Genomic DNA, 24,228 nt, shown 5'->3' with positions numbered 1-24,228 from the left:
AAATCTGCTCTACCGTCATGCGTCGTTTTATCGATTCGGCAACAAGTTCAGCGGGTACTCTTGTGCTCACGATGACGGGCGTCCCAGAAAGAATATCCGGGTCGCGAATTATATGCGGTTCCTGTCAAATCCCAGATTAGTTAGCAATTTTAGCCGGAGCCGGGCGAGTCGAATTCGTGTCGTTGGCAAGGAATCATCAGACATTTTGGCAGGCGATTCCCACGGATCAGCTTTGTTGGAAACTCCCGGCACAAGCCGAAACATTATGCATAGATAAAATTGCAATCGTTAAGTGGGACATAATCCAAACTAGCATTTAACGCTAATTTTCCCCGATAATCGTCATCAGGCAAGGTGATTCGTAAGACCAGTGCGCCTGAGGGAGATCCTTTGGCAGACATTAATTTGCGTACGGCAAATAACCCCGAATCTGACGTCGTACAAAACCTACCACGGCCTATTCGCATCTTCGACCAAATCTGCATGAAATCTGGCGACATGGTCATGCAGAGTGAGCTCGTCGCCAGTTGGGCCAAGGATCAACATCTCGCCTTCATCGGGGATAGTGACGCATTCAGCGTTTGCGTCACCTATCTGCAGAAACGAGGCATCCTGGAATACGGCCCCTTCAAGATCGTTGTGTACGACTATGAGCGGTTTTGTTCTGCCGCCGCCGATGTTTCGGAATCTCGGTTTCAGAGGGCCGTTCCCAGCCAAGACACCAAGCATCCCGTCTCTCTCGTAAGGCATTAATTGCACACAATGCAGCTAACACTGGTCCTATGTGCGGTTAGAATTTGAGCATGACACAGTCGAACACATTGATAATTGTGTCGCCGTTTGCACCTTAATAATTATGGCACCAAAATCTACGCGCTACCGATAGACAGTTTCCAGTTGAAAGGCACTGGTATCGGTGACTTCATAAAATGAGTATTTGGTCCATAAAGTGACACAAGCGTCATTTCCGCCGTCACCCGCCGTTTCCGCCATGGAAAGGCATAGGCCATTGATCACATGCAAAAACACAGCCTGGTTTATAAGATCACTCTCGTCCTGGTGTGATCGGCCATGAAGAGCCTCTCCAAAATCTTACGGCCAGCGCGGAAACAGGATGTTGTTCTCCAGGTGGATGTGCTCCATCACATCATCTACCAGTTTACGCGTACCGGCATAGAGCGCGCGCCATGTCGGACAGGCATCACCGGGTGCCGCGCCACCATTGGTCAATGCTTCGATCGAATGCAGCCGTGCGCCATGCTCTTCATGTTCGCTGCGCATGACCGTGATCGGATATTCGATCATCGGGTGGCCGCCACGCAGCATCATCGGGAACAGCATGACCTCTTCCTTCTGCATATGGTCGTCCAGTTCCCGAAGCGTTTCCTCCAGAAGATCCGCCAGGCCAGCAGGAACATCCTGATGACCGCGATGTACTGCCTCGACGCGTCGCGCCAGCCGGATCAACTCGGGCAATTCGGCCCGATGCACCGCGTGGTAGCGGGTTAGGATATGCTCAATCAGGTCCGCGGTCTCCTGCGGCACGGTCAATGCCCCAGGAGTTAGCGCCTGCAATTCGCCGTCAAGCTGCTCCAGCTCCAAGCCACGTTTGCTGGCAGCGTCTTTAAGGCTGGTGCCGCCGCCACAACAGAAATCCAGTTTATGGGCCCGAAAGACCGCTGTGGCGCCGGGGAGGCTGACGGCAATGTCGGCAAGGGTCCGGTCTTCATAGCTGATCATGATGCACACTCTTTTTTCGTTACGACATTCACTTCCGCTTCCGCACCGGTCCTTTCTCCAGGGCGGTATCGATCCAGGCCATGGCGCGTACCGCAGCTGGCAATCCGAGTGTGGTGACGGCGAGAACTGCAACGTGATGCATCTCGGCCAGGCTCACATTGTCTGCCTTGGCGCGCCGCGCATGCGATGATGTGGCGCCCTGTGCCTGGGCACCAATCGCGAGCGCCAGCTTCACCAGCCGCCGCGCGCGGGCATCGAGCGGCCCGGCCTCAGCAGCAGCTTCGCCGAGCATCTCATACGCCTTCCAAACGGCTTTTTGGCGGGTGGCGAAATTCCGTGCCGCCGGCGGCAGCTCTGCATGTTTTGCTTTTTGTTTTGTCATGTCATTCGTCTCCGTATCAGCCCGGCCGGCCATCAAGCCTGGGCGCAAAGAGGATGCGGGCATAGCCCAGGGTGAAAGCTGCGAATCCCCCGGCCCAGGCCAGACCGCTGATGGCGAGCAAGGGCTGGGTGAAATCGGCACCGGCGATACTCGCGGCAACAACGCGCAACAGCGCGCCGGCAGCCACCAGCAGATAGGCAATGGCGGCCAGGCCAGGCGCCACCAGCCGCCGGCCGGTATGCCCCAGGGACGCTCGCGTCATGACCGCGAGGATCATCAGGCCAACGCCACCGCTGCCCAGCGCGTGAATGCCGGCGCCGAGGGGCACCAGGCCGGCCGCGCCCGCAGCTTCCAGCACGAAACCGACCGGCAGGAAGGCATAACCAAGATGAAGCGACCAGATGATCGGGATGCGAAGGATCTCCCGGCGCCACCAATGCTGCAGGCGCAGGCCATGCAGGACGGCGGCCAGCAGGCAGGCCAGCACCTGCAGTGCCACCGGCAACGCCGCCAGCCTGGCGATCAGGGCGGCAACCAGCGCGATATTCGCCGCCAGGCCGAGACGGGGCGCCGGCACAATCGACACGGTATGCCCCGCCTGCAGCAGGCCACCAATGGTGAAGGCCGGGATGATGCGACCGCCGATAATTCCGATTGCCAGCAGGAAAAGACCCAAAGCTGCATGCAGACAAAGCAATGCGGTATCATACCAGCCGTAATGCAACGACAGATGCCACAGCAGATTGATGCTGGCGAGAACCGACAGAATCACCACGAAGATGCCATTGCGCCGGGCATTGCGTTTGAGGATTCCGGGCGCGATCAGCCCGATCAGCAACAGCCAGAAGCCGACATCCGCCACGGCATAAGCCGTTGCCAGCGGCGACAGCGACAAAATCTGCGCTGCCAACCAAAACGCCACCAACAGGGCGAGGCGGGCCCCACGCACCGGCCCAGACTCGGTCCAGTTCGGCACGGCGGTAAGCAGAAAACCGGCCAGGGCGGCGGTGGCAAAGCCGAATAGCATGGCGTGGCCATGCCAGAGAATGGGGTGATCGCCCAGCGGCAAATCCCAACCGATTACCCAGCTTGCGACCCAGAGCAGGATGAACAGGCTGGCCTGCAATCCGGCCAGCAGAAAGAACGGGCGGAAACCGCTTTGCAACAGGACCGGCCAGCGGATCACGATGGTACTGCTGTGCGGGTCGGAGGTTCGAAGATGGATCATTGGGCGACGAGCTCCATAAGGCCTTCACAGCAACCGCAGGCCGGTGCCGGAAGTTCACCAGCGGGCACCGCGCTGAATCTGCCGGAAGTGCCGTCCATGGCCTGCAACTGACCGTGCTGCAGGTCGAAATGCCAACCATGCAAGGCAAGCCGGCCCGCCCGGATGCGGTCAGCGATCCAGGGAAAACTCTGCAGGTTGCGCACCGACAGGCCAACCGCGGATTTTTCCAGCCAGCGTAGCCGCTCGGCTTCGTCGGCTTCGCTGGCAAGATTCTCCATCGTATCGACGAGATCCCCAGCGACCGCCACCCAGTCGGGCAGGAATTCGAAACCGTCCTTGCGCGCGCGGCGCTCAGCCAGAAAGCGGATACCGCCGCAGTGGGAATGGCCGAGCACGATGATATGGTCCACCTCCAGGGCGCGGATGCCGAATTCGATCGCCGCGCTGGTGCCTTTCGGAACGCCGGTTGGCCGTTCGTAGGCCGGCACCAGGGCGGCAACATTGCGGATCACGAACAAGTCACCCGGTTGCGCCTCGGTCAGCAGCGCGGGATCGGAGCGCGAATCCGAGCAGGCGATCACCAGGATGCGCGGTGACTGCCCTTCGCTGACCAGGCGCTCGTAGAGCTGGCTATTGCCTTCGAAGAAGCAGTCGTGAAAATGCTCGAACCCGCGCAACAGGCGGCGCAGAGCCAGTGTGCCGGAACTGTGTTCGCGAACCGGCATGGCAACCTCACTGCACCAGCGGCGATTCGGCTCCCGCCAGCGCCACGCCACTGATCTCGGCCTCGGCCACAAGCATGGCGATATACTGGCGCACAGCCGTGCGGAAAACCGACTCACAGAGATAGTCCGACACGCGCTGCTGCACGCTGTCAAATGGCAGATCGCGCCCCGGCTCGCGCTGGATCAGTTGCAGCACATGGAAGCCGTAGCGGGTCGGTACCGGCGCCGGCGACAGCTGCCCGACCTGGAGTTCGTCGAGGAAAGTCTCGAATTCCGGTACGGTGGTATCGCTGGCGAACTGGCCCAGATGACCACCATTATCCTTCGAGGAGCAGGCCGAATATTCCTTGGCAAGCTGTCCAAACAGCTCGGGATCGGCTTTCAGCAACGCGATCAGCTTCTCTGCCTGCAGTCGGGCAGTTTCGCGTTCCTCCTCGTCTTCTGGCATCGCCGGAATCAGGATATGCCGCGCGTCGTAGAGCGTCGGACTACGGAATTGGCTGCGGTTGGCCTCATAGTAACGCCGGCAGGATTCCTCATCCGGCGCCGGCAGCGATACTTCCGCTGCGATCACCTGGTCGATGGCATCCTCGTCCTCGCGATCGTAGCCGAGGGCCTCGGCCCGCTGCAGCAATAGTTCGCGAACCGCCAAGGCTTCGGCGGCCTTTCGCCCGGCCTCTTCGGCGGATGCAGCCGGATGATATTGCATTTCCGCCAGCACTGCAGCCTCGTCGATAGCCGTATCATTCACACGGATCACTTCCATGTCAGTCTCCTTACAAGGTCGGGCGGGCCGGCGAGCGCCGGCGCACCACCTGATAGCTGCGGAAGACATAGCCAAGCGGCGCGCTCCAGATATGCACCAAGCGGCTGAACGGGAAGAGCACGAAGATGGTGATGCCTAGCACGATATGCAGCTTGAATGGCCAGTCGACGGCCGATACCAGTTCGGCGGCGCCGCCGCGGAAGGTGACGATCCGCTGCGCCCATTCCGACAGGGCCAACATCGTGCCGCCATCGCTGTGCTGGACCGAGAACGGCAACGTTACCAGACCAAGCACCAGTTGCAGCCACAGCACCAGCAGGATGGCGATATCCATCGGCGAACTGGTGGCGCGGATGCGCGCATCGGTCAGCCGGCGATGCAGCAGTAGGGTCAGTCCGATGAAGCAGATCGTACCGGCCGTGCCGCCGGACACCACCGCCACCATCTGCTTGGCTCCGGCGGTGATGAAATGCTCATACAGCCAGTGCGGCGTCAGCAGGCCGACGAAATGGCCAAACAGCAGGAACAGGATCCCGATATGGAACAGGTTCGAGCCCCAGCGCAGCTGGCTGGTACGCAGCATCTGGCTCGAGCCGCTGCGCCAGGTGTACTGGCCGCGTTCGAAGCGGACCAGGCTGCCGACCAGGAAGACGCTCAGTCCGATATAGGGGTAGATGCCAAAAAAGAAGTGTTCGACATACTGCATCATGATCACGGTCCTCCGATCAGCGCGGGGATGGGGTGTTGATAGCCTGCACCCAGGCCGAGGCCTTGCCGCAGCCGCCACCGGAGGTGCGGTGCGGGTCGTTTTCCGGACCGAAGGTGACTGCGGCTTCGTCCCAGGCCCGGTCCAGGGCCTCGAAACTGTCGTCGTCTTCCTCTGGCGGACGAACTGGCGCGGCCACCGCCGCCGCATCGGCCAGGGCAAGCAGCGCGGCAGGCACCGCAGCATAGACAGACTGGCGCTTGTCAAGCCGGTCACGCAGCAAGGCGAAGATCGGCGCGGCATCGCGCAGGATGCCACGCGCCTCCTGCGGGTCGATCTGGCTGAGGAATTCCAGCAGCAGCGGCAGATAGTCCGGCAGTTCGCTCGAATCCAGCGCAAAGCCATGCCTGTGGTAAAGCTCCATCAGCGCCACCATCGCCGAACCGCGATCGCGCGAGTCGCCATGGACATGCTCATAGAGATGCAGCGCCACCGAACGGCCGCGATCGAACAGGCTGGTATAGCGTTCCTGCAGTTCGATCAGGTCGCTGTCGCCGAGATCGGCCGCCATCTTGTCGAGTGCGGTAGCGGTTTTCTGGCTGGGCTTGAGATCGCTGGCGATCATCGCGCGGATTTCCGGCAGCGCCGACTGCAGATCGGCGGTCGGATAGTCGAGCAGAGCCGACAGGGCTTTCAGGATTCTCATGGTCATCACTCCCCGACCGCGCGCTGGCCGGCCGCAAACAGATTGGCCGGTTCCTTGCCACCGGAGCAGCCGGCGCCGAAGGAGAAGCCGCAACTGCCGCGCAGGTCGAAGGCATTTTCGGCATATTCGCGATGGGTTGACGGGATCACGTAGCGATCCTCGTAATTGGCGATCGCCATAGTCTTGTACATATCCTCGACCTGGGCGAGCGTGAGCCCGACCTGTTCAAGAACCGCGAGATTCTCCTTCGCATCGACATGGCGGCTGCGCATGAACACCCGCATCGCCATCATGCGCTCCAGCGCCTCGACCACCGGCTCTTCCTTGCCGGCGGTGAGCAGGTTGGCGAGATACTTCACCGGGATGCGCAGGGAACTCACATCGGGGATCTGGTCGGACATCGCAATCTTGCCGGCATCGGCAGCCGCCTGGATCGGCGACAGCGGCGGGACGTACCAGACCATCGGCAGGGTGCGGTATTCCGGATGCAGCGGGAAGGCGATCTTCCAGTCGATTGCCATCTTGTAGGTCGGCGAGTGACGTGCCGATTCCAGCCAGTTTTCCGGCACGCCGTCGCGCCGGGCCTGTTCGATCACCGCCGGATCGTTGGGATCGAGGAAGATATCGAGCTGCCGCTGATACAGATCCTGCTCGTTCTCGGCGCTGGCGGCTTCCTCGATGCGGTCGGCATCGTAGAGCAGCACGCCGAGATAGCGGATGCGGCCGACACAAGTTTCCGAGCAGACCGTCGGTTCTCCTGCCTCGATGCGGGGGAAGCAGAAGGTGCATTTCTCGGCTTTGCCGGACTGCCAGTTGTAATAGATTTTCTTGTAGGGGCAGGCGCTGACGCACATGCGCCAGCCGCGGCACTTGTCCTGGTCGATCAGGACGATGCCGTCTTCCTCACGCTTGTAGATCGAGCCCGACGGACAGGCGGCGACGCAGGCTGGATTGAGGCAATGCTCGCACAGGCGCGGCAGGTAGAACATGAAGGTCTTTTCGAACTGGCCGTAGATTTCCTTCTGCAGCCCGTCGAAATTCTTGTCCTTCGAGCGCTTGGCGAATTCGGTGCCGAGGATTTCCTCCCAGTTCGGACCCCACTCGATCTTTTCCATGCGCTTGCCGGTGATCAACGACACCGGCCGCGCCACCGGGGTTGCCTGCGATTCCGGCGCTGTCTGCAGGTGCTCGTAATCGAAGGTGAAGGGCTCGTAGTAATCGTCGATTTGCGGCAGATGCGGATTGGCAAAAATCTTCGACAGGATGCGCCAGCGACCACCGATGCGCGGCTCGATCTTGCCGCTGCGGGTGCGGCGCCAACCGCCCTGCCACTTCTCCTGGTTTTCCCATTCCTTCGGATAGCCAATGCCGGGCTTGGTCTCGACATTGTTGAACCAGGCGTATTCGACGCCCTGGCGCGAGGTCCAGACATTCTTGCAGGTCACCGAGCAGGTATGGCAACCGATGCATTTGTCCAGATTGAGGACCATGGCGATTTGAGCACGGACTTTCATGGGGCAATCTCCTTGGTCTGTGCTGGCTTATTCGGCGGCCGCGGTGCTGACCCGCGGACCGTCCAGCCAATCGATATTGGTCATCTTGCGCACCACCACGAATTCATCGCGGTTGGTGCCGATCGTGCCGTAGTAGTTGAAGCCGTAGCTCAGCTGGGCATAGCCGCCGATCATATGCGTCGGCTTTACCGTGGTGCGCGTGACCGAGTTGTGGATGCCGCCGCGGGCGCCGGTAATCTCGCTGCCCGGCACATTCACGATCTTTTCCTGCGCGTGATACATCAGCAGCATGCCTTCGTTGACACGCTGGCTGACCACGGCGCGGGCGACAAGTGCACCATTGGCGTTGAACACCTCGACCCAGTCGTTATCCTCTACGCCGACCTTGGCGGCATCCACTTCACTGAGCCAGACGATCGGCCCGCCACGCGACAGCGTGAGCATCAGCAGATTGTCGGTATAGGTGCTGTGGATGCCCCATTTCTGGTGCGGCGTGATGAAGTTGAGCAGGATTTCCGGATGGCCGTTGCTGCGCTTGCCATGCACGGCGGCAACACTGCGCGTGTCGATCGGCGGCCGGTAGGTGCACAGGCCCTCGCCGAAGGCGAGCATCCAGGGATGATCCTGGTAGAGCTGCTGACGGCCAGTCAGCGTGCGCCAGGGGATCAGCTCATGCACGTTGGTATAGCAGGCGTTGTAGCTGACATGCTCGGATTCCAGCCCGCTCCAGGTCGGTGACGAGATGATCTTGCGCGGCTGCGCCTGCAGGTCGCGGAAGCGCAGCTTGTCGTCCTCGCGCGGGCGCGCCAGATGCGTATGGTCGCGGCCGGTCGCCTTCGACAGCGCCGCCCAGGACTTCACCGCCACCTCGCCGTTGGTCTCCGGCGCCAGCGACAGGATTACTTCCGCCGCCTCGATGTCGGTTTCGATCCGCGGCATGCCCTGGCTGACGCCCGGCTCGGTGACCTTGCCGTTCAGCTTTCCGAGGAATTCGACCTCATGCTGGGTATTCCAGCTGATGCCCTTGCCGCCATTGCCGATCTTGCTCAGCAGCGGACCCAGCGCGGTGAACTTCTTGTAGGTATTCGGATAGTCGCGTTCGATCACGGTGATCTGCGGCATGGTCTTGCCGGGGATCGGCTCGATCTCGCCCTTGCGCCAGTCCTTCGGTTCGAAGGCCTGTCCCAGCTCTCCCGGGGTGTCGTGCATCAGCGGCGTCATCACCACGTCCTTCTCGACGCCGAGATGGCCTTCGCAGACCGACGAGAATTTCTTGGCAAGGCCCTTGAAGATTTCCCAGTCGCTGCGCGCTTCCCAGGCCGGATCAACCGCCGCCGACAGCGGATGGATAAAGGGATGCATGTCGGAGGTGTTCATGTCGTGCTTCTCGTACCAAGTGGCCGTCGGCAGCACGATGTCAGAATACACGCAGGTGGTGGACATGCGGAAGTCGAGCGTCACCAGCAGGTCGAGCTTGCCTTCCGCGCTTTCGCGCCACACCACCTCTTCGGGCTTGCGCCCGCCTTCCTGGCCCAGATCCTTGCCCTGCACGCCATGCTGGGTGCCGAGCAGGTATTTGAGGAAGTATTCGTGGCCCTTGCCGCTGGAGCCGAGAATGTTGGAGCGCCAGACGAACATGTTGCGCGGGAAGTTCACCGGATTGTCCGGATCCTCACAGGCCATGCGGATGTCGCCGCTTTTCAGCTTGTCGACCAGATAGGGCGCCGGCTCCTGTCCAACGGCGGCAGCATCCCTGGCGATCTGCAGCGGATTACGGTCCACCTGCGGTGCCGAAGGCAACCAGCCCATCCGTTCCGCCCGCACATTGAAGTCAATCAGCGAGCCGGTCAGCTTCTTCGGCGCCACCGGCGAGAGGATCTCTTCCACCGCCAGCTTTTCATATCGCCACTGCCCGGTATGGGCATAGAAGAAGGAGGTCGAGTTTTGCTGGCGCGGCGGACGGTGCCAGTCCAGCGCAAAGGCCAGCGGCAGCCATCCGCATTGCGGCCGCAGTTTTTCCTGCCCGACATAATGTGACCAGCCACCGCCCGACTGGCCGATGCAACCGCACATCGCCAGCAAGTTGATGATGCCGCGGTAGTTCATGTCGGCGTGATACCAGTGGTTGATCGCCGCACCGAGAATGACCATGGATTTGCCCTTGGTCTTGTCGGCATTATCGGCAAAGGCGCGAGCGACCGCGATCACCTGTTCACGCGGCACGCCGGTGATGCTCTCCTGCCAGGCCGGCGTATAGGGCTGGTTATCGTCGAAGCTCTTCGCCGTGTTCGGGTCGTCGAAGCCGCGATCGACGCCGTAATTAGCCATGAACAGGTCGTAGACCGCGGTGACCAGCACCGCGCCGTTCTTGGTTTCGATGCGCTTGACCGGGACTTTCCGTTCAATCACATCCGTCTGGGCATTGTTCGGGAAATGCTCGTTCACGATGCCGCCGAAATACGGGAAGGCGACCGGCTTCAGCTCGTCCTCGATGCCCTTAAGGCCCAGACGCAGTTTGGTCTCGCTGCCCGCGGTGTCTTTCTCCTCCAGGTTCCACTTGCCCTGCTCGCCCCAACGGAAACCGATCGAGCCCAGCGGCGTGACCAGCTTGCCACTGGTCTCGTCGAAGGCGAGTGTCTTCCAGTCGGGGTTGTTGGCTTCGCCCAGATTGTCGGCGAAATCGGAGGCGCGCAGGAAGCGGTCGGGCACGAGGCGCCCGTCGCGTTCCACCAGCATGACCAGGTTGGGCATGTCGGTATAGCGACGGCAGTAATCCTCGAAATAGCTGCTGCGGGTTTTGACGTGGTATTCGCTCAGAACGACATGGCCCATGGCCATGGCGAGCGCCGCATCGGTGCCCTGCTTGGGATGCAGCCACAGATCCGCGAATTTGGACGCTTCCGAATAATCCGGCGTCACCACCGCGACCTTGGTCCCCTTGTAGCGCACCTCGGTCATGAAATGGGCATCGGGCGTTCGCGTCTGTGGCACATTCGAGCCCCAGAGCATCAGGAAGGTCGAATTGTACCAGTCGGCCGATTCCGGCACGTCGGTCTGCTCGCCCCAGGTCTGCGGCGAGCTCGGCGGCAGATCGCAGTACCAGTCGTAGAAGCTCATGCAGACGCCGCCAATCAGCGACAGGTAGCGGCTGCCGGCAGCATAAGACACCATGGACATCGCGGGGATCGGCGAGAAACCGATCACGCGATCCGGCCCGAAGGCCTTGATCGTGTAGGCATTGGCAGCGGCGATGATCTCGTTCGCCTCGTCCCAGTTCGCGCGCACGAAACCGCCCAGGCCGCGCGCAGACTTGTATTCCTTCGCCTTGGCCTTGTCCTCGACGATGGACTGCCAGGCGGCGACCGGATCGCGATGGGTTTTCCGCGCCGCGCGCCACAGCCGGATCAGCCGGCCGCGGATCATCGGATACTTCACCCGGTTGGCGCTGTAGAGATACCAGGAGTAGCTGGCGCCGCGCGAACAACCGCGCGGTTCATGGTTCGGCAGGTCGGGCCGCGTGCGCGGATAATCGGTCTGCTGGGTTTCCCAGGTGACGATGCCGCCCTTGACATAGATCTTCCACGAACACGACCCGGTGCAGTTCACGCCATGCGTGGAGCGCACGATGCGGTCATGCGCCCAGCGGTCGCGATAGGCATTCTCCCAGGCGCGATCCTCAGTGGTGACGATGCCGTGTCCATCGGAGAAGCTGCCGACTTGCTTGCGAAAATAGGTTAGGCGATCGAGAAAACGACTCATGGCTGGTCACTCCGTTTCGAATTCAGCACGGATTCGGGGCGCCCTTGCGGGCGTAGTACCACCAGTTGATGGCGACATTGACTGCGTAATAGAAAGCGGCCCAGTAGAAGAAGGCGTTCGGTGAACCGAACAGGGTGATCGAGTAACCGAGCATCAGGCCGGCAGCGAACGGACCATAGGCCGCCATCGCGCTGGTCCAGCCGATCACGCCAGCAGCCTGGCGCGGCTCGAACAGCATGGGCATCTGCTTGAAGGTCGAGGCATTGCCGATACCGGAGAAGAAAAACAGGCCAAGCATGAAGGCGAGAAAATACGGGAAATCAGCCATCGAGGTCGGCGCAGTATAGAAAGACACGCCGATGGCACATGCGATCAGGCCGATACCTGACCACTGCGTGACCACGGCGCCGCCGAAGCGGTCCGACAGCGGACCCGCGATCACACGCATGACCGAACCGATCAGCGGCCCGATGAAGGCATAGGCCAGCGGATCGGGCGCATTCGGGAAGCCGCCGAAGGTCTGGCGGATCAGCAGCGGGAAGGTCGCCGAAAAGCCCGAGAACGAACCGAAGGTCATGATGTACAGCAGCGTCATGAAGAAGCCGTGCTTCAGCTTGAAGATATCGAGCTGATCGCGAAAGTTGGCACGCACCGGCACGCTGCGCAGCATGAACCAGGCCAGGATGCCGAACAGGGCAATGAAGGGCACATAGAGCAGCGCGGCATTCTGCAGCCATATCTGGCTCTGCACGCCCGCGCGGGTGAAGGGCAGCGGCTCGCCAGCCAGCGTGCCGAACAGCGCCAGGCCGATGATCCAGGGCGTGACGAACTGCACGATGCTGACGCCGAAATTGCCGATGCCGGCCTGGATCGCCAATGCTGTGCCTAGCTGGCGTTTGGGAAAGAACAGGCTGGTACTCGGCATGAAGGAGGAGAAATTGGCGCCGCCGAGACCGGCGAGGAAGGCCAGCACCATCAGCACCCAGTAGGGCGTGGTGGGATCCTGTACAGCATAGAACCAGCCCACGGCCGGGATCAGCAGGCTGAGCGTCGAGATCGCCACCACGTTGCGGGTACCGTAAAGCGGCACCAGGAAAGTGTGGATGATGCGCAGCGAGCCGCCAGCCAGTCCGGGCATGGCCGCCAGCCAGAACAGCTCGCCGGCATTGAGCTTGAACCCGGCGCCAGGCAAGCGCACCACCAGGGCACTGACCATGAACCAGACGATGAAGGCCATGGTCAGGTTGGCCGTGGTGATGATCAGTGTGCGCCAGGCGATCGCCTTGCCGGTGGCATCCCAGAACTGGGGATTTTCCGGCTCCCAGCGGCTTAGCCAATGACCCTTGCGCGGCACCGCGGTTTCGTTGGTGACAGTCATGATGATGGCTTCCTTCTACCGGGCGCTGCCCGAAATCCGCGCCGGAATGCCGCCTTCGGCCAGTTCCGGCAGATCCTGCGGTCCGCGCAGGCCCGGATGCTTGCGACGTTCCATGCGTTGAATGGTGAAATGCATCCAGGTCAGCGCCGTGGCGACCAGGGCGAACAGCAGCATGAAGCAGCTGGTCCATACGCCGATGATGTCGTTCAGAGCCCCGAACGTGATCGGCAGCACAAAGCCGCCAAGGCCGCCGATCAGGCCCACCACGCCGCCCACCGCCCCGACATGGCCGGGGTAATAGACCGGGATATGCTTGTAGACGGCGGCTTTGCCGAGCGACATGAAGAAGCCGAGCACGAAAGTGATGACGGTGAACGGCAGGAAGCCGATGGCCAGCGTGAAGCTGATCGGGCCTTTGATGCCATGTACGACATAATCGGTGGCCGGGTACGACAGGACGAACGTGCAGATCACCGAGACGATGAAGGTCCAGTACATGACCCGGCGGGCGCCGTATTTATCCGACAGAACACCGCCATAAGCGCGGAACAGGCTGGCCGGGATAGAATAAGCCGCACCCAGCATGCCGGCGGTTTTGATGTCGAGGCCGTAGACGCCCATGTAATAGCGCGGCAGCCATAGGGCGAGCGCCACGAAGGCGCCAAAAACGAAGAAGTAATAGAGTGAAAAACGCCAGACCTGCAGGTTCTTCAGCGGTGCCAGCTGCCGCAGCAGCGGCTCCGGCTTGGCGCCGGTGCGCTTGCGCTCGGCCTGGGCCGGATCGTCCTTGGTCAGCAGCAGGAACAGGACGGCCATCACCAGCAGACCGATGGCCCAGACCTTGGCAACCATCTCCCAGCCGAAGGCGACCATGACGAAGGGAGCAATGAACTTGGTGACTGCGGCACCGACATTGCCCATGCCGAATATACCCAGGGCAGTGCCCTGCTTGTGCTTAGGATACCATTTCGAAACATAGGCGACGCCGACCGCGAAAGAGCCGCCGGCGATGCCGACGCCCAGCGCCGCTAGCAGAAATGTTTCATAGGAATAGGCTGAGGTGAGCAGCCAGGTCGCGATCGCCGCTGCGACCATGACCACGGTGTAAACCAGGCGGCCGCCATACTGGTCGGTCCAGATGCCAAGCATGAGGCGGCTGAGCGATCCGGTCAGGATCGGCGTGCCGATCAGCAAGCCGAACTGGGTTTCATTAAGCCCGAGATCCGCTTTGATCTGGATGCCGATGATGGAAAAGATCGTCCACACCGCAAAGCAGACGGTGAATGCAACCGTACTCATGACCAGAGCCGGGGTCTGGCCTGCGGGGTTTGTGTCGGGGTCTGAACGCGCAATCATCTGTCATGCTCCTGCAGCCGTATCGAGTGACAACGAGCTGTGTGGACTGACGATGGAAAGCTTCGCGAGAAAACGGATTGTCCTAGATCAAGCCGCTATCCGTCGGCCGCTTTTTGCAGTGCAATTTCTTGATAATTGTCAAAATCTCTTCGCAGCTGCGCGGATCGACGGGCTTGATGTCGGTCAATGCCGTCGCACCGGGGAGGGTTATCTTGTGATTGGCAGGAGGACAACGGCATGCGCCCTGATGATCAGGAACTCTTCGAGAAAACAGATATTTACCGGAAATTAGGCGGCGTGGTCGCGGAGCGCTTGGTGCGTGGCTGCCCGGTCCGGGAATTCCCCAAGAATGCCATTCTCACCCGTCAGGGCGAGGAATCCGAATGCGTCCATCTGATCCTCAGCGGACGTGTCTCCCTGACCGCAGAATGCTGCGATGGCGAAACGACCGTCGTGACCACCTTTGGAAGCGGAGAAATCTTCGTCAGCGCGGCCACCATCCTGCAACTGCCCTATCTGGTGACTGCCAAAACCAAGACTCCGTCGCGCATCGTTCTGATTCCAAGCACTCGTTTCCGACAGGCCCTAGAAACGGAGCATGGCCTTGCGATGATGATGGTGGAGATTCTAGCCCGGCACTGGCGCTTGCTGGTCGAGCATCTGCGCGAAGTCAAACTGCATACGGCGGTCGAACGCCTTGCCAGCTATCTGGTGCGCCACTGCACCACCAATGCAGGACCGGCCAGTTTCCAGTTGCTCGATGACCGGAAAACCATTGCTGGAGAGCTTGGGATGAGTTCCGAATGCCTGTCCCGAACCTTCCAACAACTGCGAAGCTGTGGTGTCCGGGCCAGCGGAAACCACATTGAAGTCAGCGATATAGAACGCCTGCAGGCTCTTTATCGGCCCGTGACCGCTGCCCTGTCGGGCAATCGGCCAGACGCAAGCGAGCCTTCCGAGCTGCAGGACTTCGCGGCGCGCTGATACCGGTTATTTATAGGCAACGCAGCCTTCGCAGGCCGTACCGGTCACATCTCGCCTCAAATGTGCCGCACGCAGAGCCTGGAATGTCTCGGAATTCCAGGCTTTGGCAAAACCTTCCGTCATCAGATCGCCCATATGGAAACGGCCGTCATGATCGAAGCAACAAGCCGACAGCTTGCCATCCCAGGTGATATGCCCCTCTGTGAAAACCGCCCAGCAAGGTAGCGGGTCACGTAGGGCCGCGGCACGGCCGCGATTACCGGCAATGGAAGCCCAGCCGCGCACGTCTTCTTCGCCACTGACGAAATCGGCCTGATTGTAAAGGGGCAAGGCGTAGATCTCATCGACATAGCCGCGGATATCTTCCAGCGCCGCCTGCATGCGCTGGCCCTGCTCACCATCATATTCGATATAGGAGGCGTAAATGCCGCAGCTGTACCCACCAGCATCGCGCACCTCGCGAGCGGTACGGATGTTGGCCTTAATCGCCTCGAAATAGCGTGGCTTCACACCGGCAACATCACTGAACTGTTCCGCATCGGCGAAATTGTAAGAGAATTTCAAAGAATCCAAGCCTGCGTCCATGCAAGCGCGCACGCGCTCGCGCGTGGCCAAAGATCCATTCGTGGTCAGGAAGACATAAGGGTATCCGCACGCGGTCTTCGCATGAGCAATCGCTTCCGGCAGCCAGGGTACCATGAAGGATTCTCCCAGATAGAACAGGCCGAGCTCTTCAACGCCCGCCTGCCGCATCTCCAGTGCCAAGCGTTTGAACAGATCCTTGTCCATGTCTTTCTGATCACGCAACATCATCTCGCGCGCGCAGAAAGCGCAGGCAAAGTTGCAGCGCCCGGTCAGCTCGATTTTTACAGATCGCGGGATTGGCGCTACGGCCTTGGCGCTCACCTCATCCAGGCGGGTGATAGCATCGATTCGTTCAGTGATCGTCATCTCGCATCCTTTCTATGAATCTGCGAATACGATTACCGTCGCAGTGATGCTGAACGACTTGTTAATTGCGCTGCGGCCTGTTGCCGCGCCGGGCAATTGATGGCGTCGACCTGTTGATCAAGGTCAATTTTCCACCCCGGCCGTCTTGTGAAACTGGCGCCGGAACCGCACCAGAGCGATGCACAACCATGTAGCAGGATGATGACAATGAATCAGGACATACCGATTGGTGTCGTGACGATATCAGATCGAGCCAGCGCCGGCATCTACGAGGATCGCGGCGGGCCCGCCATCATCGCCGAACTGCGGCGCATTCTGACTAACCCCTGGCATGCGGAGACGCGCATCGTTGCGGACGAACATCCGTTGATTGCTGCGACGCTCACTGAACTGACAGATCGTCAGCGGTGTCCGCTAATCGTGACTACCGGCGGTACCGGCCCGGCCCTACGTGATGTCACCCCGGAAGCGACCGAAAGTATTTGCGAGAAAATGATGCCGGGTTTCGGTGAGCTGATGCGAAGTGTCAGCCTGAAGTCGGTACCGACCGCAATCCTGTCGCGCCAGACAGCCGGAATACGCGGCCAAAGCCTGATCGTGAACCTGCCGGGGAAGCCGAGCGCCATAGCCGAATGCCTGGCAGCCGTCTTTCCTGCCATCCCCTATTGCATCGATCTGATCGGCGGCCCGTATCTGGAGACCGATCCTGCCGTCTGCGCGGCTTTTCGGCCACGCCAGTCGAACCAAACCCTTAAAAGCGTCTGACCGCTCGACCGGGTCAGGGCCTATAATCCCGCTAGGGATTTCGACTGGTGAGGCATGCCACTGTCTTGTCGCATAGTCAGCGGCCAGCCGCTGCAAAACCGAAATCCGCACTAGCTGTAGAACGACGGCATCCGGTACACGCGCCATTCTCGCGTATCCGTGGATGCATAGATCTGAGGAGAGCTTTGTAAGTGCAAAGGACGGCTCCATTGAAGCTACCATACAGAAGATCGGCAGCCACCTAGCTGTCACGATCAGCTGTTCAAACTGAACCTCAGCATTCTCGCCCTCTTAACCAAATTCGAAACGGAACTTAGTGGCCATTCGTTAAGGCCTTGAGGGCTTCGAATCCGCGCCGCCTTTAACTCGGCAGCCAATTCGCGCAGCGTAGAATTCGCCCTGGCTCTCAGCGCAACGACAATCACTTTTATAGCTGGGCTTTCTTCTAAGAGTAGCGGAGCCGAAATAAGCGGAGGTGCTTGCTCTAAGACTGATCCCTCAAGCCAACCAAGCTCGATCCCGACCTTTACATGGCGCAATAATTTCGGGAGCGTGAATTGAGAGTTCCGCGGGCATTTTGCGTTGACCTGCGTGAGACAGCGATTCCAACTCTTTTGTGGACGACTCTTCCTAATTATAGGGAGCCAAAGCTTGGCATTGCGCCGTACCTTTTCTTGGAATGTCTTCCTTCTAAGATCAACAAGCAGTTTGACATGGTTTTTATCACCACTCTTCAGCTTAGGATTACCTCCGGTCCTGCCTCGATTTGCTGCGGATTGTAGCCCGGCTAACGTTCGCTCTCGGATTAGGCCTCGCTCAAATTCCGCGATGGCGCCGAGGATTTGCAAGATCAACGTCCCGGTCGGTGAATTAGTATCAATCGGTGCGGTAAGGCATCTGAAATGCGCCCCAGTCTTCTGAATGGTGCTGATCACTTCTAGTAGGTGCTGCAAACTTCTCGCTACGCGATCGAGTTTCCAGGCGACGAGAACATCGCCAGGACGAAGCGCCTGAAGCAGTTGCGATAGTTCTGGACGATTGCGTGACGCCCCTGATCCAACTTCACTTATTACATGGCTGCATCCAGCCTCAAGCAGCGCGTCAACTTGGGAATCCAGATTTTGCTCAGAGGTACTTGCTCTAGCGTATCCGTACATCATCGCATTTTCCAAGTGCAGTAAGTTGCCTACAAACGATCATTTGAAAACGTAGGATACGTGGAAAATCACTTCCGGAGTCTCATGACGCCTGCTAGAGGACCGCTTCTCCATGGGCACCAGTCTTGGATACTTATTGAAGGAATTTTCGAGTAATCGGGCATCCTGCCAAGGGAATGAAGGCATTACCGTGTTTTTGAAGTAATTAAGCCTGGCAAAACTGGGAAAATCGTCGATAGAAGTATTTTCCGTGTGCGTGACAACAACCGCACTGGCTGGGGCGGCAATAGCCTGGATGAGGAGCTGAGTTCCTCCGTACACGCAATTTTCTTTCGGCCGCAACCCTTGGATTCTTGCGAGAAATTATAATATTATTGCGCAATCTTCCCCTTTGAGAAAATTTCCATGCAACGCGTCAAACTCGACCTCATCGACCGCAAGATTCTTACCGATCTGCAGGCCGATGGCCGCATGACCAATGTCGACCTCGCCCAGCGGGTCGGCATCTCCGCACCGCCTTGCCTGCGCCGGGTGCGCGCTCTGGAAGAGGCCGGCTATATCAAGGGCTATCATGCCGACCTCAACCCGCAATTGCTGGGCTACGGCGTCACTGTCTTTGCCATGGTGGGGCTGAACAGCCAGGCCGAGCATGACCTGGTGGCCTTCGAGCAGACCGTGGCCGGCTGGGCCCAGGTGCGTGAATGCTACATGCTGGCCGGCGAGAATGATTTCATTCTGAAAATCGTGGCACGCGACTGGGACGCCTATCAGACCTTCCTGACCAAGGAACTGACCGCACTGCAGAATGTCGCGCATGTCAAAACCGCGCTGACCATCCGCTGCTCCAAGAGCGAGCCGGGCGTACCGGTCGACATGCCGGCCGAAGAGATCGCCGCCAACTGAAAAACGCCGGCGGGCAGATTCAGGGCGGGTCGGAATCCTTGCCGGCTGCGATGCAGTCGAACTGCTGCGGCAGGAACTTAAGGTAGTTGTAGTCGGTGTAAGGCGCGTTGTACTGCAGGTACATCAGCCAGGGCATGATCTTCTGGAACAGCTTGTCGCGCTCGCTCATGAGCAGCATTTCATGCCCGTGACGGTTCAGCACGTCTGGCATCACCTTGTCGGGCGAATAGCCCACCCAGACCAGGCGACGGAATGCATTGATCAGTTCGAGATGGATCTGCTTCACCTGCTCGACCGAAGCGTCATAGGCGCCCCAGGGGGCCTGGGTCTGGTCGGCATGGATCGACGGTGCAGTCAGGAAGGGAAAGGTGAGAAAGCCGGTCAGGCCGCCGAATTTGAGCGCGCCGCGCAGGCAGATGTCGAACGGATGATCGATGCGCCCACCGTAATTCTTCACCGTGCTGTCCATGAACGCGATGAATTTCTCTTTCGCGCGGCGGTTGACGATATACGCGCCTGAACCGGAACAGGCATAGGGAAAGCCGACGAGGTTGATCAGCTTGACCTTCTTGCGTCCCTCGGACTGGCGATCCAGCTTGAACAGCATTGGAAAATCGCGCGCGCTCATCAGCGTGATTTCCGCGTGGATGATGTCCCAGGAATCCTCGGGCACGGTATCGACAATCTGTTCCAGAATTGGGCCGGTCTCGGCGCAAAACTCCAGGTCATCCTCCGCCATGAACAGATGCCGGTCACGACCTATCGATTGCCGCACGCATTCGACATGGCTGAAATAGTTGCCTTTATAGGCCCCGCTCAACTTGCCTTCCGCACGCAGCACCATCTCCGAGGTCGCCGAGACGGCAGGGAAACGGTTGAAGGTCCAGCGGCTGGAGAATTTGCTATCGGCGAAACTCTTCTCGATCAGCTCACGCCGCTGCACTGCCTGATCCAGATTGATATAAAACAGATCAAAGTCAGCCATTATGCTATCCTGTCTTGATAGGCGGGGATGTCCCGACTGATTTCGGGTGATTGCAGCCGGAAGTCGCTGCTGTATGGAATATTTTGCTGCAGGGTGAGCATCCAGCTGGCGATCCGCTGGAACAGCAGGTCCTGCTCGGTCATGCGAAAGAGATCATTCCCGGCGCCATAGCTGGCGGGAAGTACCTGATCGGGCGCATATCCGATCCATACCAGCCGCCGAAAAGCCGACATCAGTTCCAGCAGCCTTTGGTTAAACAACCGGACCATCTCGTCCTGGGGTGTCGCCTGGCCGGCGTTCATCATGGGCGCCTGCGTTTCGTCGGCATGGAATGACGGCGCGGTGAGGAATGGAACCGTCACATAGCCGAGCAGGAATTTGTGGCGGATCATGTCATGCAGGCAAACATCAAAAGGGAAGTTCAAGCCGCCGTTATGGGCAACCAGCGCATCCATCACCTGGATGAATTTCTGCTTCGACTTGCGATTGACGATATAGGCGCTCGCCCCCGTGCTGGGGCAATCGAGGCCGCCCAGATCGAGCAGCCTGACCTTTTCCCGTCCCGCCTCAGATACGCTCAGCTTGTAAATCTTTGGAAAATCCACCGCGCTCAGCAGGCTGATTTCCGTGCGAATGACATCCCAGGAATCATCTGCCATGGCATCGATGATGCCTTCCAGGATGGGGCCGGTCTGATCGCAGAACTGCACATCGTCTTCGGTCATAAAAAGATGGGCGTCGCGGCCGATCGACTGCCTGGTGCATGTCATGTGGCTGAGAAAATTGCCCTTGTAAGGCCCGCTCAACCGGCCCGGCGCATCACGAACCACAGCGGAGTCCGCTGAGATCGCGGAAAAGCGCTCAAAGGACCAGCGCCGTGAAAATCCGCTCTGGGCATAGCTTTGCTCCACCATGGTCCGGCGCTGCGTCGCCTGATCCAGGTTGATATAGCGGAGATCGAAATTTGTCATTGTCGCAGGAGTTGGCTTATTTTTGGGCCAGAACCCAAACCATCAGCGGTACATCCGGCTCATTTTCCAGCGAATGGCTCGCCGGATCGTAGGGCTCGCCACGCCAGACCGAACCCTTGAAATTGGCATTCACGCAGGCCCGGTTGCCCCAGGAGCCGGTCTGAATATTCTCCGGCTTGAAGCCGGCCCATTCCAGCATGTTGCGCAGGCCGCTTTCGGTCCAGCGGGTGTAATCGTTGGGATGGCCATGCACGCGGATGAAGAAAGGCACGGTGATCAGCAGATAACCGCCATCCGTGAGGCTGGCGCGCATGCCGGTAACCGCCACCCAGGGAGTGGGCACATGCTCCATCACCTGTTCGGCAATCACGACGTCGAACTGGCCGCCGCCCGGCTTGTAGGCAACATGCTTGCTGACATCGAATTCCGGATAGACAGCTACGGTATAGTCCTTGAAACCGAAATCCTTCCAGGCCGCACCTGAAATCTCCAGGGCGGACATATTCGGGTAGTCTATGCCGCTCATCAACTTCCTGGTCTCGCGGTCCATGACGACGCGGCACCAATGGGTGTTGGGATCGGTGATATCGCTGGTAGCGACTTGCTCTGACACGGCCGTTCTCCTTGATGGCGTTACGTACCCTGCCATCTGCTCAGTGAAAGTATCCTACCCACCTTGCTCGGTCGTTAACGACGCGGGACTGCTTTTCCGATCAGGCGCGGTGTGAGGAATTTCCAATGTCTGAACGTAAATGCATCAACCCGCGCACGGAAAATTTGCTGCCGGCAAGATTCCAGCCGGGCAATTCCCTCTTCTGCGAGGTCCGGTCCGGGAATGAGATAATCCCCCGGTCAGGCCTTCCCGGACGAAATGCTGTAGAAGGCGTTGCCATCGACCCAGGCACCGGTCCAGTTTTCCTTCACGCCGGGGAAGGTGTGCGAAAAATGATCGACCTTCCAGCCGGCATCCTCGAACAGCCTGGTCCACCAGCCCGAACTCTTGATCGTGATGTGGGTGATGTCCTTGTTGTATTCCGGCACGATGAAAGAATTGCAGTGGTCGTCGGCCGCCAGCGGCACCGCAACGAACATGCGCTTGCAGTTCGGATGGGCATGCTTGAGCAGGGTCCGCAGATCGTCTTCGAGGATATGCTCGAACACATCCTTGGCGATCATCAGATCGTATTGTCCCTTGAAAAGCTGCGCATCGGCTGAGTCGGCAATCAGGCGGCAATGCGCCTTGACCGCGCCATCGACATTATCGATGGCATAGCGCGAGACATCGACACCTTCGGCATTGACGCCCAGCAGGCGCAGCGCGCGGACCAGGTAGCCCTTGGCGCAGCCGTAATCCAGCACGCGATCGGTCGATTTGATGTCGAGCGTGGTGATCATGAAATGCGCCATGCGGATGGTCAGTTCCGGCATCCAGCTGTAGTTCATATAGCCGGATTTGCCGACGACCACGCCGCGCTCGTAGTAGTCTTCGTCGTATTCCGCGTTCAGGGCGCGACGACGCGCATCCAGATCGTTTTCAGTCACCAGGCGGAGTTTCTCGGTCATGGGAAGTTCTGATGCTGGATGTTGGCGGGAAGCTTGATGTCGTCATAGCTGTCACGCTCGATCAGGGCCTTGGTGGCCTGATTGTTGCGCATGAACAGGCAGGAGTGACAGATCTCGCGCGGATCGAAGAACGGATGCAGCTTTTCGGTATACAGCTTGGCCACGTCCGTGTTGGGCACGGTGCCCCATTTCGAGGAATTGAAGCGGCGTTCGGAGGCGGTCGAATTCAATTCGACCGCGTCGTCGGACAGCACCGTCACCGAGTCACAGGGATAGCAGTAGGATTGGCCATTCTCTTCATGGCCGGTGGTATCCCAGAACACGTTGTAGGACTGCAGGAAGCACTGACCCTTGTCCCACAGCTTCTGCGCCTCGTCCTCGGTGCCGTGATACTTCAGCTGCTGGAAGACCCGTGACTTCGCCACGCCTTCATCGCTGACCAGGCCGATATCGTGCAGCTTTTCAGCCAGGTTGTGATGCGCCTGCAGCTGTGCCGAGCGGCCCAGATTGCAGTCGGTCAGAACGCGGGCGTACTGGAAACCGTTTTCCACTGCCGACTTGTCGATGCGCGGCAGGATGTCTTCCTCGGCCCATGGGCCATCCACATAGGAATAGCCGACCGTGATATCGGGGTTGTTCTTCAGCGTGGAGGGGATGTACTGCCCCTCGAACTTGCCATCCGGGTAGAAGGATGACGCATCCGCCGGCGTGACCGAGATGCGCACCCATTTGAAATGCTTGTAGACGTCTTCCGGAATCTTCTGCGGGAAGCCGTTGGTGATCAGGCCGAGATCGATGTCGCGTTCAGCCAGCCAGCGCACGAATTCGGTGAAATGCGGCCACAGGTTCGGCTGGCCGCCGCCAGAGAGGATCAGGCCGCGCAGGCGAATATCACTGCCGGTCAAGGCGCGGTATTCGTCATTGTATTTGGCGAAATGCTCGCGGTTGTAGGCCGCCTGATCGTCATACAGCGTGGTGACGAATCTCTGCGCCTCTTCCAGCGTGACCGAGTCGCGTTTGTTGCGGGCGATCGTCGAACAGAAATGGCAACGCGAGGAGCAGACCTGGTGATTGGTCAGCGTGGCGCGGATGATGCTGCCATAGCCGGTATCGCGCAGCTTGTGAAAGATCGGCCAGTGCGCGGCCAGCTTGGCACCGGTGGCGGTGAAGCTGTTTTCCGTGTTGCCCAGCTTGTGGCGCACATCTTCGGGCTTCGGCGCGGCAAGGCGGGCCGACAGGCGACCGGTTTCCAGGTCGCGCGCAAGGATGTTGAAGGATTCGGTGTGGCCGCGGACGGCAAAATTGTCGAAGATGAATTTCGCCACATCCGGCGTGATCGGCGGGCGGCCGAGGATGCCGCCATTGTCATCCATGCGCACATACTGCACATAGACGGCGCGGTGGCCGGTGGACGAGATCATGATCAGTTCCGCCCGCCCCAGCCGCTTCTGAAAAGCGTAGGACAGGTGGTAGTTATTGACTTCCTGCAGCACCGGGGCACCGCCCGCAGCTGCATCCACGAAGGCCTTCAGGCCATACGTGTCTTCCTGTGAAACGACCGCAACACTGCTCATGCAGACCCTCATGATCTATTTCTGCGGATGCCTGCCACATCACGCTCAGATCAATACCGGTAAATTCAACAGCAGGACGCCCACTTAATGTGAACGACAACCCCGACTGTGGCCA

Annotated in this window: 21 protein-coding genes; 4 read left to right on the top strand and 17 right to left on the bottom strand. The window is 59.6% G+C overall.

The window, feature by feature from the left end:
- The first annotated feature begins 354 nt into the window (after positions 1-354).
- On the top strand, positions 355-753 hold the full coding sequence (locus AAG799_RS05875) for a hypothetical protein (protein WP_341894869.1): 399 nt from the start codon (positions 355-357) through the stop codon (positions 751-753).
- A 339-nt stretch (positions 754-1,092) separates the two neighbouring features.
- Here the strand turns inward: AAG799_RS05875 and ytfE are convergent, their stop codons facing one another.
- The 11 genes from ytfE to AAG799_RS05820 form a co-directional block, all read right to left on the bottom strand.
- Positions 1,093-1,740: an iron-sulfur cluster repair protein YtfE gene (ytfE, locus tag AAG799_RS05870; RefSeq protein WP_341894868.1), complete on the bottom strand. Its 648-nt coding sequence runs from the start codon at positions 1,738-1,740 to the stop codon at positions 1,093-1,095.
- A gap of 28 nt (positions 1,741-1,768) precedes the next feature.
- Positions 1,769-2,032: a carboxymuconolactone decarboxylase family protein gene (locus AAG799_RS05865; RefSeq protein WP_341894867.1), complete on the bottom strand. Its 264-nt coding sequence runs from the start codon at positions 2,030-2,032 to the stop codon at positions 1,769-1,771.
- A 106-nt stretch (positions 2,033-2,138) separates the two neighbouring features.
- The gene (locus tag AAG799_RS05860; protein ID WP_341894866.1) at positions 2,139-3,350 is read right to left on the bottom strand and encodes an NnrS family protein; all 1,212 of its coding nucleotides are present in this window, start codon (positions 3,348-3,350) and stop codon (positions 2,139-2,141) included.
- Positions 3,347-4,075 carry a carbonic anhydrase gene (locus AAG799_RS05855; protein ID WP_341894865.1) on the bottom strand — a complete coding sequence of 243 codons (729 nt, stop codon included), beginning with the start codon at positions 4,073-4,075 and terminating at the stop codon, positions 3,347-3,349. The genes AAG799_RS05860 and AAG799_RS05855 overlap by 4 nt, the downstream gene beginning before the upstream one ends.
- A 7-nt stretch (positions 4,076-4,082) precedes the next feature.
- On the bottom strand, positions 4,083-4,841 hold the full coding sequence (locus AAG799_RS05850; RefSeq protein WP_341894864.1) for a peptidylprolyl isomerase: 759 nt from the start codon (positions 4,839-4,841) through the stop codon (positions 4,083-4,085).
- Between the two features lie 10 nt (positions 4,842-4,851).
- Positions 4,852-5,550 (bottom strand): respiratory nitrate reductase subunit gamma, encoded by a 699-nt coding sequence (gene narI / locus AAG799_RS05845; RefSeq protein WP_341894863.1) that lies wholly within the window; start codon positions 5,548-5,550, stop codon positions 4,852-4,854.
- 16 nt (positions 5,551-5,566) lie between these two features.
- Positions 5,567-6,259, bottom strand: coding sequence for a nitrate reductase molybdenum cofactor assembly chaperone (gene narJ / locus AAG799_RS05840; protein ID WP_341894862.1), 693 nt, complete (start codon positions 6,257-6,259; stop codon positions 5,567-5,569).
- Positions 6,259-7,767, bottom strand: a complete 1,509-nt coding sequence (narH, locus tag AAG799_RS05835) for a nitrate reductase subunit beta (RefSeq protein WP_341894861.1) — start codon at positions 7,765-7,767, stop codon at positions 6,259-6,261. Before narH ends, narJ begins: the two co-directional genes overlap by 1 nt.
- Before the next feature lie 27 nt (positions 7,768-7,794).
- Positions 7,795-11,526 carry a nitrate reductase subunit alpha gene (locus tag AAG799_RS05830; RefSeq protein WP_341894860.1) on the bottom strand — a complete coding sequence of 1,244 codons (3,732 nt, stop codon included), beginning with the start codon at positions 11,524-11,526 and terminating at the stop codon, positions 7,795-7,797.
- Between the two features lie 22 nt (positions 11,527-11,548).
- Positions 11,549-12,904 (bottom strand): nitrate/nitrite transporter, encoded by a 1,356-nt coding sequence (locus AAG799_RS05825; protein ID WP_341894859.1) that lies wholly within the window; start codon positions 12,902-12,904, stop codon positions 11,549-11,551.
- A gap of 15 nt (positions 12,905-12,919) precedes the next feature.
- Positions 12,920-14,203, bottom strand: a complete 1,284-nt coding sequence (locus tag AAG799_RS05820; RefSeq protein WP_297687285.1) for a nitrate/nitrite transporter — start codon at positions 14,201-14,203, stop codon at positions 12,920-12,922.
- Positions 14,204-14,497: 294 nt separating this feature from the next.
- On the opposite strand from AAG799_RS05820, the gene AAG799_RS05815 reads away from it, so the two are divergent.
- Positions 14,498-15,244, top strand: coding sequence for a cyclic nucleotide-binding domain-containing protein (locus AAG799_RS05815; protein WP_341894858.1), 747 nt, complete (start codon positions 14,498-14,500; stop codon positions 15,242-15,244).
- 6 nt (positions 15,245-15,250) lie between these two features.
- Here AAG799_RS05815 and AAG799_RS05810 read toward each other — a convergent pair whose 3' ends face one another.
- Entirely contained in the window at positions 15,251-16,195 is a 945-nt protein-coding gene (locus AAG799_RS05810) for a radical SAM protein (RefSeq protein WP_341894857.1), read from the bottom strand.
- A 201-nt stretch (positions 16,196-16,396) separates the two neighbouring features.
- Between AAG799_RS05810 and mog the strand changes: the two genes are divergently transcribed.
- Both mog and AAG799_RS05800 read left to right on the top strand, forming a co-directional pair.
- Complete coding sequence (gene mog, locus AAG799_RS05805; protein WP_341894856.1) at positions 16,397-16,960, top strand: molybdopterin adenylyltransferase; 564 nt, start codon at positions 16,397-16,399, stop codon at positions 16,958-16,960.
- A gap of 1,562 nt (positions 16,961-18,522) precedes the next feature.
- Positions 18,523-19,020 carry an Lrp/AsnC family transcriptional regulator gene (locus AAG799_RS05800; RefSeq protein ID WP_341894855.1) on the top strand — a complete coding sequence of 166 codons (498 nt, stop codon included), beginning with the start codon at positions 18,523-18,525 and terminating at the stop codon, positions 19,018-19,020.
- A gap of 19 nt (positions 19,021-19,039) precedes the next feature.
- Here the strand turns inward: AAG799_RS05800 and AAG799_RS05795 are convergent, their stop codons facing one another.
- The 5 genes from AAG799_RS05795 to AAG799_RS05775 form a co-directional block, all read right to left on the bottom strand.
- Positions 19,040-20,005, bottom strand: a complete 966-nt coding sequence (locus AAG799_RS05795) for a hypothetical protein (protein ID WP_341894854.1) — start codon at positions 20,003-20,005, stop codon at positions 19,040-19,042.
- On the bottom strand, positions 20,005-20,976 hold the full coding sequence (locus AAG799_RS05790) for a hypothetical protein (RefSeq protein ID WP_341894853.1): 972 nt from the start codon (positions 20,974-20,976) through the stop codon (positions 20,005-20,007). The genes AAG799_RS05795 and AAG799_RS05790 overlap by 1 nt, the downstream gene beginning before the upstream one ends.
- A 16-nt stretch (positions 20,977-20,992) precedes the next feature.
- Positions 20,993-21,589: a methyltransferase domain-containing protein gene (locus AAG799_RS05785; RefSeq protein ID WP_341894852.1), complete on the bottom strand. Its 597-nt coding sequence runs from the start codon at positions 21,587-21,589 to the stop codon at positions 20,993-20,995.
- 239 nt (positions 21,590-21,828) lie between these two features.
- The gene (locus tag AAG799_RS05780; protein WP_341894851.1) at positions 21,829-22,539 is read right to left on the bottom strand and encodes a class I SAM-dependent methyltransferase; all 711 of its coding nucleotides are present in this window, start codon (positions 22,537-22,539) and stop codon (positions 21,829-21,831) included.
- The gene (locus tag AAG799_RS05775) at positions 22,536-24,113 is read right to left on the bottom strand and encodes a radical SAM protein (protein ID WP_341894850.1); all 1,578 of its coding nucleotides are present in this window, start codon (positions 24,111-24,113) and stop codon (positions 22,536-22,538) included. Before AAG799_RS05775 ends, AAG799_RS05780 begins: the two co-directional genes overlap by 4 nt.
- Between the last annotated feature and the right edge of the window lie 115 nt (positions 24,114-24,228).

This window comes from Ferrovibrio terrae (assembly GCF_943371255.1).
Lineage (GTDB): Bacteria > Pseudomonadota > Alphaproteobacteria > Ferrovibrionales > Ferrovibrionaceae > Ferrovibrio > Ferrovibrio terrae_B.
This window is presented reverse-complemented; position numbering and strand designations above follow the sequence as displayed.